Raw genomic sequence first — 12,245 nt, forward strand, 5'->3', positions numbered from 1 at the left:
TTTGTTCGTATTAATATATGAAGAGTTTTTTTGGGGATTGAAGAGGGTGGCGGAACAAGAATGGATAATCTGAATTTTATAGCGAATATAAAAAGAAAAAATATAAGAGCCCTGGAATTTGTAGTAGACCATTACAGCAGCATGGTTTACAAAGTGATACGCAGCGTGCTTCCGGCCAGTGACTGTGAAGCAATAAGCGAAGAGTGTATGAACGATGTCTTTTGGCTGGTGTGGTGTAATATCCATAGTTTTGATGAAACAAAAGGGGATTTTAAATCCTGGATCGCAGCCATTGCAAAGTATAAGGCGATTGATTGTAAGAGGAAGATGTATAAACAAGGTCAGTGGCTAAGTATCAGCGATGGAACTATATATGAAGAGACCTCAACAGAAGAAATCGTTGTGACAAAGGAAAACAGAAAAGAACTTATGAATGCCATCAATGATATGAAGGATGAAGACCGGGAAATTTTTATCCGGCGCTACTTTCTGGGCGAAGGAATAGAGAACATAGCCAAGGCTTTTTCCGTGGACAGGAATGTGGTGGATAAACGGCTATCCAGGGGTCGTCAGTATTTGAAGGAAAAGCTGGTCTTTTGGAAAGGAGAAAAGCTCTGATGTTTGATAAGAATCTGCTGTTGGAAGAAAAAGATATCTTAAAGCTGTTAAATTATTTCCGGCTGGATGAGGAAGGGCTGGGTCCCGCAGGGGATGAAGTGCCGGAATGGCAAAGAAAAAGGATCAAGAAAAAGCTTAAAGGAAAAATCAGAAGCACACGGTCTTGGAAATGGAAAATCCTGCGCCTCGCTTCCATAGCAGCGGTTTTCTTGCTGGCGGCAGTCATTGCCCTGGAAACAACATCTCCCGTTCTGGCCAGGAACATTCCTCTGGTTAATTCCGTTCTTCAGATGTTTAGTGATAAATTCGGCTATCAGGGGGACTATGCGGCCTATTCCCAGCTGGTGGACAAAAGTGTGACCGATCAGGGGATCACAGTGACCATCAATGAGGCCCTGGCCGACGACACCAAGATTATTTTAGGTTATACCATTGAAAGTAACGGCAAAATCGAGGCTAAAGATTTGTGCTTGGCAGATATATTTGAGTCTACGAAGGTTAACGGCAGCAATTTAAATGGAGGCGGTGCTACAGGGGAATTTACCGATGATTTTACCTATGTCGGTAGCGGTGAGTTTGATTATCTTGCTTCTCCAATCATTAATAAGCTGAAGGTTGATATCAATGTCAAAGAAATATTAGGGGTTAAGGGAAATTGGGATTTTGCTTTTTCTGTGTCAAAGGATGAGCTGATTAAAAACAGCAAGGTTTTTAATCCAAAGGTTAAGGCTGATCTGCCGGATCAGGTAATCACCATCGACAAAGTGGTTTTTTCTCCCATTGATACGACGATATTTTATAGCGGGGTCTATAAGGATCAAAGTATAGACCAAAGGGGATCTCGTTACTCATGGATTGCTTTTGATGATCAGGGAGTGGAGCTTGCGCCGAAAGGTGCAAGTCGGCATGGCATAGGCCCCTTTACTGGATCGATGCAGTTTGAAAAAACCAATGGCATCCCCCACTATCTTACCGTCATTCCTTATGTTCATATTTTACCCAAAGAGGTTAAGGTTAGCTTGAAGCCTAATGATCAGAAGACTCAGGTTGTCCAAACCATAGAAATTCCCAGCGAAAGCAGAGTTTTAGATGGTAACTTCCCATTGGAGCTTCCTCAGGGAAAGCTGGGCAAACTGATTATCCGGGACATTGCCAACGAGAAGGGAGAAACGATAATCCGCTACACGGCCGCAGGAAAAGCGCCGTATCATCAGGGTAAAGCTTTATACATTAAAAATGCTGCAGGGGAAAATGTGGCAGCTAAGAATTATGATATTCGAAGGGACGCGGCGCACCCGGACGAATTTACGAAAGTATTCCCGCTTCTTGACCTCAGCAAAGGGTATTATGCCTGTACAAGCAGGTTTGAAGATGAGGAGTTCCTGGAGAATTGTCAGTTTACAATTGAACTGAAGTAAGAAGCGAAGGCCGTGTCAGAGAATATGTTTAAAAATCTGCCGATTTTCCCTTTACAATTTACAGGCTCTAAAGAAGTTGGGGCATGGATTAATAGATTAGCAGGAAAGTATTGTTGAGTCTGCGTTTAGTTATCAGGGGCAAAAGAATATAAATCCGGAAGTGTAACGGGAACCGGGCAAGGTGTTGAGAAATCGGCACCTTTTTCTTTTGATTTTGGGTTTGTCACCGTTTTCGAACTAGTTCATATGATGAAACATGGACTGGCTTTTACTCACAAGAGTTTGCCGCTGCTATAAGAGACTATTGCCAAGCTGAGATGCGAAAGGAGAAAATTATGTCCATCAATTCAACACATGCTGAAACGGCTATGGTGGTGCGCTATCAGACCGGATTGAATGCCGAGGGCCTTCCCCTTACCCGCCAGAAATCCCTGGCGAAAGTAAAAGAAAGCGCTGCTATCGAAGAGGTTTATGCGGTTGCCACAGCACTTTTCAGTTTACTGGAATATCCCATCGTAGAGATACGTCGCAACAGCAGTTATATTCTCACTGAAGAATAGTGTGTCAATATTCAAGATAGAAAGGAAGTGATTATCCATGCCAACGGCAACTCAGAAAGTTGTTCGCCTCGTCTTCACCGTCGCCGGCGGAGGCACGTTTTCCATGACACTGCCCTCGCCAAGGGCGGACCTGACCCAGGCGGAAGTTGAGCAGGTCATGGATCTCCTTATCGAAAAGAATATTTTTGAGCTTCCCGACGGCGACCTCGTTGCCAAACGGGATGCCAAAATCATAGAAACAGTGACGGAAGATATTTTTGACCCACCTGTTGCTTAAAATGTTTTGATATCGGCGCAAACTCGGTAAAAGTCCAGTCCATACCCCAAATTGAATAAATCAAACCAAAAATGGCGGCCGGCTGTTAACCGGCCGCCATTCTTGTGGTCTGCTGTTTCTTCCTGGGTATCCTCCGGCAAGTCCGCACCTTCTTAAGCACGGGCACATATTGTGTAGAAAGTAACCAGGAAGGATCGATGCGCGAATGACTCCCACAGCGGAACGCACCCCGCGGATTATCGCGGCTGAAATAAATACAATTAATTATCAGACCGGAAGGGCTCTGCTGGCTAACGCTATTGAGATCGGCGGGCGACTGAAAGAAGCCAAGGCTCTGGTCCGGCACGGGGAATGGGGCCAATGGCTGGCGGAGTCTGTCCGTTATTCCCAGCGCTCAGCCGGGCGGTTGATTCAGCTTTATGAGGCCTATGGCGCTTCCCCTGATCTTGAAGCCGATCCAAATTGGTCAGCGCTGTCTAATTTGACCTACACCAACGCCCTCATCCTCCTCGACGTCCCGGAAGAACTGCGGACGGACTTTATCGCCCACAACGATGTCGGGAACATGTCTTCCCGGCAGCTTAAGCGGGCTGTGGGAATTGCCGGGGCTGATGGAGACGGGGAGCGCGCCCCGTCTCTGCAGAAACTCGATCAGGCCCTGCGGAAGATCGACGAACTGGAAAAGACGCTGAACACCATGATCACTAAAATCAGCGACCTTGCCGACCAGGTCCGGAGCCTGGAGCAGCGGGTGGAGGAGGCAGCGTCAAAATTCCGGGCAGGACGGACGAGAGCCGCGGGCAAAGAAGTGAATTCGGACGACAGCCCAAAAGAAGCAGCGCTGGCTGAGGCCCAAAACCTCCCAGCCGCCGGCCCTCCCATACCCGTCCCAGGCACCGAATTCCCCGAATCCCCTCAAGTCTCCGAAATGGCGGAACCAGCCGCTCCGGAAGCGGTGCCGGCCAAAGTACGCTCCGCCTCCACGCGTTCCTCAGCTCCCGTCCTCGTCACGTCTGATTTAACGGTGCCCGAGTTTCCCAAGTTTACAGCCTCAGGATTTGAAAACGCCGATCCTGAATACTATACCCGGCAGGCCGAATCCCTGTTTGAATTTCACCGCAGCAATATTTACAATTCCTTTGAGCAGCTCACCCTGTTGTTGACCGTGCTAACCAGGAAGGACAAGGAGATGAAGGAGAGACTGCGCAAGCAGCTCAAAGCCTTCCTGGAGAACATGGCCAAGAGCATCAGTCAATGGCCCCCTGCGATTAAAATGTCTTAAACGGGACCGGATATCACCTGGCCCGAACGAAATGGCACAAAACTTCAATTGGATTATGTGAGAATTTAAGCCTGCTTTAGCCTCTCTGAAAAATTACTTATTTTTATGGCGTGTAAGATAAAATATTGACGAATTTATCTATAAGCCATAAAATGACAATGAAATTATTCTAATTCCCTTCGCACTAAATGTAATAGGATTGAGGTGAAGGTATGGAGACTAGGTTCAAGGACATCATCAATCGATTTCCGTTTTTTTGTAACCTTTTAGAAAGCCTTGACGAAGCTGTATATTTTTGTGATGTTAATGGCCGTCTGTTTTATATCAATAAAGTGGCAGAGCGATTGGATGGGTATACCAACGACGAACTTTATGGCCGCTCTATAGGGGATGCCTATGGTTTAGATAACAGAACCAGTCCGATGCTGCTGGCTTTGACTACGGAAAAACCCGTGGTGAATAAAGCTTTTCGCTATATTGTTAATGGCCGGGAGGTTTATCAGATTTGTAATGCCCGCCCTGTTTTTTTTGAAGGGGAAAAAGTGGGGGCCTATACTATTCAAAAAGATATGACTCAGTTAATGGAGGTAATAGAACAAAATATCAGTCTGCAAAAGAAAGTTTATTTGCCAAATGGGGATGATCCCAAGAAAGCTCACCAAGATATCGTTGGTTTGGACCGCCTTATCGGAGAGCACCCCCTTTTTAGGGAATGCAAGGAAATGGCAATAAGAGCGGCTAAAAGTGATTCTCCAGTTCTTCTCGTCGGGGAAACGGGCAGCGGGAAAGAACTCTTTGCCCGCTGTATCCATCAAAACAGCAACAGGAAAGAAGGCCCCTTTCTGGCCATCAATTGCGCAGCGATTCCGGAAACTTTGCTGGAGAGCATCCTTTTTGGTACTTCTAAGGGTATTTATACCGGGGCGGTGGAACGGAAAGGCCTTTTTGAAGAGGCTGAAGGAGGCACCTTGTTTTTAGACGAAATCAATTCCATGCCTCTCTTTTCCCAGGCAAAACTGCTTCGGGCTTTGGAGGAAAAAGAAATTCAACATCTTGGCAGTAAAGAGCGAATCAAGATCAATGCCCGGATTATCAGCAGCAGCAACGTTTTCCCGGAGGAGGCAATCAGTAAAGAACAGATTCGGGAAGATCTTTTTTATCGTGTGGCCGTGGTGAATATTATGATCCCCAGCTTAGTCAGCCGCAAAAGTGATGTGTTTTTACTAACCAACCATTTTATCAAGTTGTACAATGAGAGCTTCCAAAAACATATCATTGGTCTCGATGACGAAGTTTTAAGATTCTTTTCGGATTTCTCCTGGCCCGGTAATGTCCGCCAGCTGAAGCATTGTCTGGAAGCAGCCATGAACTTAGTTACTGATTACGATCGGAAAATTAGAATGAAACATCTACCTGCTTATCTGCTTTCCGGAAATAATGCCACCACTGGTGGTTACATCCAAAAAAAGACGATTGATAACAATAAACATCTTAAATATTCCGAACCGGATAGGACCAGCGTCTTTTTAATGATTTTTGAGAAAGAAAAAGAAGAGATTATCCAAGCATTAATGGAGAATAAAGGGAATGTATCCAAAACCGCCAAGCAATTAGGAATGCATCGTCAGTCTCTTATTTATAGGATAAAAAAATATAAGATAACATAGATAGTAATTTACAAATTGCTTGATAAACAGCCTGCCTCTTTTGGCAGGCTTGTTTCTTTTCAAAAAGTCTAAACAATTTTGAACAATAGTATTTAAAAATAAACTATTTTAGTCAAATGTTTAAACTTAAGAGCTAAATTAAGGCATTATTCATAAATTTTTTGCTGGCATGAATATTGCGTATATTAAACTGCGGTTGAGATTAAAAAGTTAAGGAGGCTTCAGTTATGCAAAGGTATCAGATTTTGTCACAGAATGAAATCGGTCAAATTCATGAGACAAGCTTACGGATCATGGAAGAGGTAGGAGTGATTTTCAGTTACGCCCCGGCTCGGGAAATCCTGGCCAAGGGAGGGGCCAAGGTTGATGGGCAAAGAGTTTATTTTCCCAAAGCTATGGTGGAAAGAGAAATAAAAAAAGCTCCCTCTTCCTTTACCCTTTACGCCAGGAACCCTGAAAAGAATGTTTTGATTAATACGCAGAAAACAGCCTATGTTGGTCCCTATGGCTCACCCTTTGTTATGGATATGGACAACGGTCGCCGTTTAGCAAAGTTGGAAGATTTTATTAACATCTGCAAACTGGAACACAAAATGGATAACATTGACATCATGAGCCACATTCCCTGTGAGCCTCAAGACGTGGATGTAGAGGTTCGTAGTTTGGAGATGGTTTATCAGACACTGAAACACAGTGATAAACCTTTGATGGCCACAGTTTTAGGTTATGAGATGACAAAAAGGAACCTGGAAATGGCTGCAATCGTTTTCGGCGGTCTGGAAGTGATCAAAGAAAAACCCGTTGCAGTAGGCATTCCCTGTACCTTAACCCCTCTTAGCTACGATGACAAAATGGCAGGGGCCATTATTGCCTATGCAGAATACCGGCAGCCGCAGTTAGTGAACTCACTCTGCATCGCCGGGGCAACGACTCCTGTCACCGTCGCCGGTACAGTAGCCCTCCAGAATGCAGAAGTTCTCGCAGGTATCGTTCTGGCCCAGTTGGTCAGTGAAGGAACTCCAATTATCTATTCTGCATCCTCTTCCAATGCCGAAATGAGCAACGGTTCTCTGGCGATTGGCACTCCGGAAGATGCGGTATTTTCACTGATCAATGGTCAGTTAGCTAAATTCTATAATCTTCCCTGTCGGATCAGCGGTGCTCTTTCCGACAGCAAATGTGCGGATGCTCAGGCGGCATACGAATCTATGCTTACTTTGAGCATGGCCCAAATGGCCGGCGGCAATTTCATTCTTCACAGTGCCGGTATCATCGACACCTATAACACGATTTCACTGGAAAAAATGATGTTTGACGATGAAATTATTGGTATGATTCGCCGTATTGATCAGGGTGTTGTCGTCAATGAAGAAACCCTGGCCTTCGATGTCACCAAGGAGGTTGGTCCTCAGGGCCAATTCCTCACCCATGTCCATACCTTCAACCATTTCCGCAAAGAATTCTACCGTCCAATCCTGAGCGATCGTAATAATCCCACCCAGTGGGAAGCAGAGGGTTCTCTTACGGCAGAAAAGAGAGCCAATGCCCGCTGGAAGAAACTCCTTGAAGAATACGCAGAACCTGTTTTAGACAAAGATGTAGATGCCGCCTTAAGAAAATATAAGGATAAATAGAATCTGATAGCATCACGGGATGTTATTTAATACCGGCATCAGAACAGAAAAATGCTTAAAACAGTTGCTGGTGTAATTGTTTGTTCTTGCTTAAAAATATGCAGAACAGAGGTGTAATAAATATGAAAGCCAAAGCCGATAATCAAGCCCAAATCGACCATATGTTGTTTTGGCCCCCCTTGCTGGCGATTGTATTAATTTGTGCTTTTATCGTTATAAATCCGGAAGCAGGTAATAATGCCGTCAACAGCCTATTCGCAGTGGTAACCGGTAAGCTTGGCTGGACCTACGAGATATTTGTCCTAGCTAACATAGGGCTAATCCTATACTTCATTTTCGGCAAATATGCCAATAAGAGATTTGGGGAAGAAAAGCCGGAATTCAGTACCTTGACCTGGCTGGGAATGCTCTTCACGGCAGGTACCACGGGCACTATCTTTTTTTGGGCCACCATCGAATTCTATTACTTTCTCTCCGGACCACCCTTTGGGCTAGAGCCCTTTTCCCCCGGAGCTTGGGATTGGTCCATGGCCTACAGTCTCTTTAACTGGGGAATAGGCGGTTATGGACTTTATGTAGCAATTGGGGTTGTTTTTGGTTATTTTTTCTTTGTTCAGAAGAAAGAGGTTTTTCGTCCAAGTACGGCCTGCGAAACTTTCTTAGGAAAACAGGCTAGTGGAGCTGTTGGTAAGGTCATTGATATCTTCTATATGATTGGAGTTATAGCAGGGGTTAGTACCTCAATTGGCTTAGGAACTCCAATTATAAGTGAACTAATTACCAAGATATCCGGCATTCAGCATACCCTGGGCTTGGATGCAGCCATTATCATTATCTGGACGATCATTTTCACAGTTTCCGTTTATTCAGGCCTGGAAAAGGGGATTGCTTTTCTCAGTAATGTCCGGGTTTATTTGGGATATGGCTTGTTGATTTTTGTTATTTTTGTTGGGCCAACAACATTTATGTTAAACAATTTTTTTGATGCCTTAGGTATTTCCCTGAATAATTTTATGCGGATGAGCCTGTATACGGATGCCCACCTGCAGACCGGCTTCCCCCAAGGTTGGACCATTTTCTTCTATGCCTGGTTTATGTCCTTTGCCCTCAGTACAGGCATTTATCTGGCACGCATATCCAAAGGACGCACAGTTCGCGAATTTGCCTTGGGGGCTACATTTTCCGGGGTATTAAGCGCCTATCTCTATTTTGCGGTTCTGGGCAACTACAGTATTCAGGTCTTTAATGACAAGGTTATTGACGTAACCAAAATCTTTAACGATTATGGAGCCCAAAGGGCTGTTGTTGAAATCTGGAATACCCTGCCCTTGAGTATAATTATCCTGCCGGTTTTCATGATTCTGATTTTTATCTCCACTGCTAACGTTATTAATAGCGTGGCCTATACTTTGGCGATGGTTTCGTCAAAAGAACTGAAGAGCGGAGAAGAGCCAGGCAAGTTGAGCAGGATAGTCTGGGCAGTTATTCTTGGCTGTCTAAGCCTGACACTAATGTTTTTGGGCGGCCTTAAACCACTCCAGACATCGGCTACTGCCGGATCGTTCCCGACGATGATCATTATGGGTCTAATATTTTATGGCTTTCTGAAAGAACCCAAACAGTGGGATTAATAAGTAATGGAAATTAATTTTTTGAATGAAAATTTTTTAAGAGAAAGTCCTGGGATGGAATATTCCAACTTTATGGAAATAGGGAGGAAATAATAATGAGCGATTTCATTAAGTTAGCAGAGGCTGTCTTCCGGGGAGACTTTGGCGGCGCAGGTCAAATCACCAAAGAACTTATCGATAATGGTACGGATCCCTTAGCTATCATCAACCAAGGATTAATCGCAGGTATGGATATCGTAGCCCCTAAGTTTAAAGCCGGTGAAATGTTTGTGCCGGAAGTAATGATGGCTGCTCGGGCCATGGCTGTGGGCATGGAATTACTGAAACCATTAATTAATGATGTAGATATTCCTTCGAAAGGAACCGTCCTCATAGGGACTGTAGCCGGGGATCTCCACGACATCGGTAAAAACTTAGTAGCCATGATTCTGGAAAGCGGCGGCTTCAAGGTTGTCGATTTAGGTGTGGACGTCTCCGTAGAAAAATTTGTTGAGGCAGCAAAGCAATATAATCCTCAGGTTATTGGTATGTCTGCCCTTTTAACCACAACCATGGTTGCCATGAAGGATACCATTGATGCCCTTAGGGAAGCAGGTTTGCGCAATAACTTGAAAATTATTGTGGGTGGGGCTCCTTTATCCCAGGAATTTTCCGACCAAATCGGTGCGGACGGTTATGCCTCGGATGCCATGGCCGCCAAGGAACTTTGCGAGAAACTTGTGGGTTAGTACGTTTGAATACGGTTCGGGCAGTGATAGAACTGCCTGAACCATTTCCATAAATTTGATGTGAAATATATAAGAAAGTAGGTTAAGAGATGTTAATTATCGGAGAACTTATCAATACGAGCAGAAAAGCCATTAAAGAAGCAGTGGCCAACAAAGATGCCGATTATATTAAACAAGTGGCCAGAGACCAGTGGGAAGCCGGAGCAAATTATATTGATGTTAACTGCGGAACCATGGTTCATAACGAGGCTGAGATCATGGAATGGCTGGTTAATACGGTACAGGAAGCGGTTGAGGCACCCCTCAGTATTGACAGCCCGGATCCCAAAGTCATTGAAGCCGGTTTAAAACTTGTGAAATATGGCCAGCCCATGATTAATTCCATTTCTGATGAGAAGGAACGTTTTGAGAGCATCTTACCATTAGTCGTTAGATACAATTCTAAAATTGTAGCCTTATGCATGGATGATACCGGAATGCCGGAAACCGGCGAGGATCGGGTACGAGTAGCCAAAAGCCTTTATCGAAAACTTACGGAAGCCGGTGTTCCCGACGAAAATATTTACTTTGACCCCCTGGTTAAGCCCGTTAGTGCCGTAGAAAAAGCGGGTGTTGAAGTATTGGAGTCCATAAAACTTATCAAATTATTATATCCTAATGTACATTTTACTTGCGGTCTCAGCAATGTTTCCTATGGACTGCCCAACCGTAAAGTATTAAACAGGCTGTTCGTTGTGCAGACCATGACTGTGGGGATGGATGGTTATATTCTTAATCCTACAGATAAAGAAATGATGGGAGTTATTTATGCTTCCCAGGCATTATTGGGTCAGGACTCTTATTGTATGAATTATTTGACCGCTCATCGCAAAGGTATCTACGATATTTAACAGAAGGTTAAGCCTCGGAAAGAGAGAACTGCTCCCATTTGACTTGCAAATGGGCTAATTCGTTTGATGATATGCTATTAAACTTTTGGCCCGGTTGAATCCGGGCTTTGTTGTCCAACAGAAAAGCTGTATAGGATCAGGAAATGTATATAGCATCTGCAATCGTTTTTATAATTAAGAAAGGAGTTGACCAGAGATGGCATTAGCTAAGACTTCTGTTGAGGATTCTCCCTTCACACCTTTTCTTATGAAACTGTCTGTCTATTCAAGTGGGGGCCCCTTCTTGGATGGATATATCTTAGTTATTATAGGAATAGCACTCATGCAGTTAGGCCCCGAGCTTCAGCTTGATACCTTTTGGACGGGTATGATTGGGGCTGCTGCACTGGCAGGATTATTCCTCGGTGGTGCTGTTTTTGGATATATAACGGATTTAGTGGGACGTAAACTTATGTATACCATTGACCTCATAGCAATTATAATTTGCTCTGTTTTGCAAATGTTTGTTACTACGCCGGGAGAATTGTTTTTCCTCAGGTTTGCCATAGGAATTGCCGTAGGTGCCGACTATCCAATTGCCACCGCCTTGCTGGCGGAATTTGCGCCTCGTAAGTATAGAGGGATTCTGCTCGGAGGATTAATTGTTATGTGGTATTTAGGGGCCTGTACAGCGAACCTTGTCGGGTTTGCTTTTGCCAATACGCCGGGTGGCTGGAGATGGATGCTTGGGAGTGCTGCAATACCGGCTTTAATTCTTGTCATAGGGCGATGGGGTACTCCGGAATCAGCGCGATGGCTGGTTAGTAAGGGGCGGATTGATGAAGCCAGGTCAGTCCTCAAGCAGGTATATGGACCTAATGTTGATATTGAGAACTTGGGTGAAGTAACGAGTGTACAGACTCGATACCGCAAATTACTTGAACCTGAGTATTTAAAGAGAATTATCTTTGTTGGCGGCTACTGGATGGCTCAGGTTGTGCCTTGTTTTGCTATATATACATTTGGACCCGCTATTTTAGGGGCATTTGGCCTGGAAAAGGGGAATCTTGCCATACTGGGCGATGGTTTGATTAGTTTATTTTTCCTATTAGGTTGTATTCCTGCATTGCTTTTAATAAATTCCATGGGACGGCGTCCCATGCTCAATTGGAGTTTCCTTTTCATGACCTTAGCAATGTTTATTCTCGGCTTCTTGCCTGATGCTTCTACAATGATCATCATTAGTGCCTTTGCCTTGTACGCATTTTTTTCGGGTCCACCAAGTGTTCTAGACTGGGTCTATCCCAATGAGCTTTTTCCTACGGAAATTCGTGCTTCCGCAGTAGGTCTTTGTACGGCAATCAGTCGAATTGGGGCTGCTCTCGGAACATTTCTTCTGCCGTACAGTTTAAAATCCTTTGGAATTGGTCCAACAATGCTGATTTGTGCGGTAATAACATTGATGGGGCTGATTTTATCACTATTTATGGCTCCGGAGACAAAAGGAATGACCCTTGCCGAGGCTAGTTCAGTTTCCCAAATTGGGTAAAAAAGAATAGGT

12 protein-coding genes are annotated in these 12,245 nt (G+C 44.5%); 11 read left to right on the plus strand and 1 reads right to left on the minus strand.

The window, feature by feature from the left end; all coding sequences use genetic code 11:
* Nucleotides 1-60: 60 nt before the first annotated feature.
* The 4 genes from DESOR_RS13050 (at nucleotide 61) to DESOR_RS13065 (ending at nucleotide 2,873) form a co-directional block, all read left to right on the plus strand.
* Nucleotides 61-618 (plus strand): sigma-70 family RNA polymerase sigma factor, encoded by a 558-nt coding sequence (locus DESOR_RS13050; RefSeq protein WP_014185057.1) that lies wholly within the window; start codon nucleotides 61-63, stop codon nucleotides 616-618.
* Entirely contained in the window at nucleotides 618-2,036 is a 1,419-nt protein-coding gene (locus tag DESOR_RS13055; protein ID WP_014185058.1) for a DUF4179 domain-containing protein, read from the plus strand. Before DESOR_RS13050 ends, DESOR_RS13055 begins: the two co-directional genes overlap by 1 nt.
* Nucleotides 2,037-2,371: 335 nt before the next feature.
* Nucleotides 2,372-2,596: a DUF1659 domain-containing protein gene (locus DESOR_RS13060; RefSeq protein ID WP_014185059.1), complete on the plus strand. Its 225-nt coding sequence runs from the start codon at nucleotides 2,372-2,374 to the stop codon at nucleotides 2,594-2,596.
* Between the two features lie 37 nt (nucleotides 2,597-2,633).
* Entirely contained in the window at nucleotides 2,634-2,873 is a 240-nt protein-coding gene (locus DESOR_RS13065) for a DUF2922 domain-containing protein (RefSeq protein WP_014185060.1), read from the plus strand.
* On the opposite strand, the gene DESOR_RS29385 is transcribed toward DESOR_RS13065, so the two are convergent.
* Complete coding sequence (locus tag DESOR_RS29385; RefSeq protein WP_158309035.1) at nucleotides 2,870-3,013, minus strand: hypothetical protein; 144 nt, start codon at nucleotides 3,011-3,013, stop codon at nucleotides 2,870-2,872. The genes DESOR_RS13065 and DESOR_RS29385 overlap by 4 nt on opposite strands.
* Nucleotides 3,014-3,078: 65 nt before the next feature.
* Here DESOR_RS29385 and DESOR_RS13070 point away from each other — a divergent pair, with 65 nt between their 5' ends.
* The 7 genes from DESOR_RS13070 (at nucleotide 3,079) to DESOR_RS13100 (ending at nucleotide 12,233) form a co-directional block, all read left to right on the plus strand.
* On the plus strand, nucleotides 3,079-4,155 hold the full coding sequence (locus tag DESOR_RS13070; protein WP_014185061.1) for a DUF3102 domain-containing protein: 1,077 nt from the start codon (nucleotides 3,079-3,081) through the stop codon (nucleotides 4,153-4,155).
* Between the two features lie 212 nt (nucleotides 4,156-4,367).
* The gene (locus DESOR_RS13075; RefSeq protein WP_014185062.1) at nucleotides 4,368-5,822 is read left to right on the plus strand and encodes a sigma-54 interaction domain-containing protein; all 1,455 of its coding nucleotides are present in this window, start codon (nucleotides 4,368-4,370) and stop codon (nucleotides 5,820-5,822) included.
* A gap of 227 nt (nucleotides 5,823-6,049) precedes the next feature.
* Nucleotides 6,050-7,456 carry a trimethylamine methyltransferase family protein gene (locus tag DESOR_RS13080; protein ID WP_014185063.1) on the plus strand — a complete coding sequence of 469 codons (1,407 nt, stop codon included), beginning with the start codon at nucleotides 6,050-6,052 and terminating at the stop codon, nucleotides 7,454-7,456.
* Nucleotides 7,457-7,578: 122 nt separating this feature from the next.
* Nucleotides 7,579-9,087, plus strand: coding sequence for an L-carnitine/gamma-butyrobetaine antiporter (gene caiT / locus DESOR_RS13085; RefSeq protein WP_014185064.1), 1,509 nt, complete (start codon nucleotides 7,579-7,581; stop codon nucleotides 9,085-9,087).
* 95 nt (nucleotides 9,088-9,182) lie between these two features.
* Complete coding sequence (locus DESOR_RS13090) at nucleotides 9,183-9,815, plus strand: cobalamin B12-binding domain-containing protein (RefSeq protein WP_014185065.1); 633 nt, start codon at nucleotides 9,183-9,185, stop codon at nucleotides 9,813-9,815.
* Between the two features lie 89 nt (nucleotides 9,816-9,904).
* Nucleotides 9,905-10,705: a methyltetrahydrofolate cobalamin methyltransferase gene (locus tag DESOR_RS13095; RefSeq protein ID WP_014185066.1), complete on the plus strand. Its 801-nt coding sequence runs from the start codon at nucleotides 9,905-9,907 to the stop codon at nucleotides 10,703-10,705.
* A gap of 196 nt (nucleotides 10,706-10,901) precedes the next feature.
* Entirely contained in the window at nucleotides 10,902-12,233 is a 1,332-nt protein-coding gene (locus tag DESOR_RS13100; protein ID WP_014185067.1) for an MFS transporter, read from the plus strand.
* Nucleotides 12,234-12,245: the final 12 nt, after the last annotated feature.

Origin of the sequence: Desulfosporosinus orientis DSM 765 (genome assembly GCF_000235605.1) — a bacterium.
Taxonomy (GTDB): Bacteria; Bacillota; Desulfitobacteriia; order Desulfitobacteriales; family Desulfitobacteriaceae; genus Desulfosporosinus; species Desulfosporosinus orientis.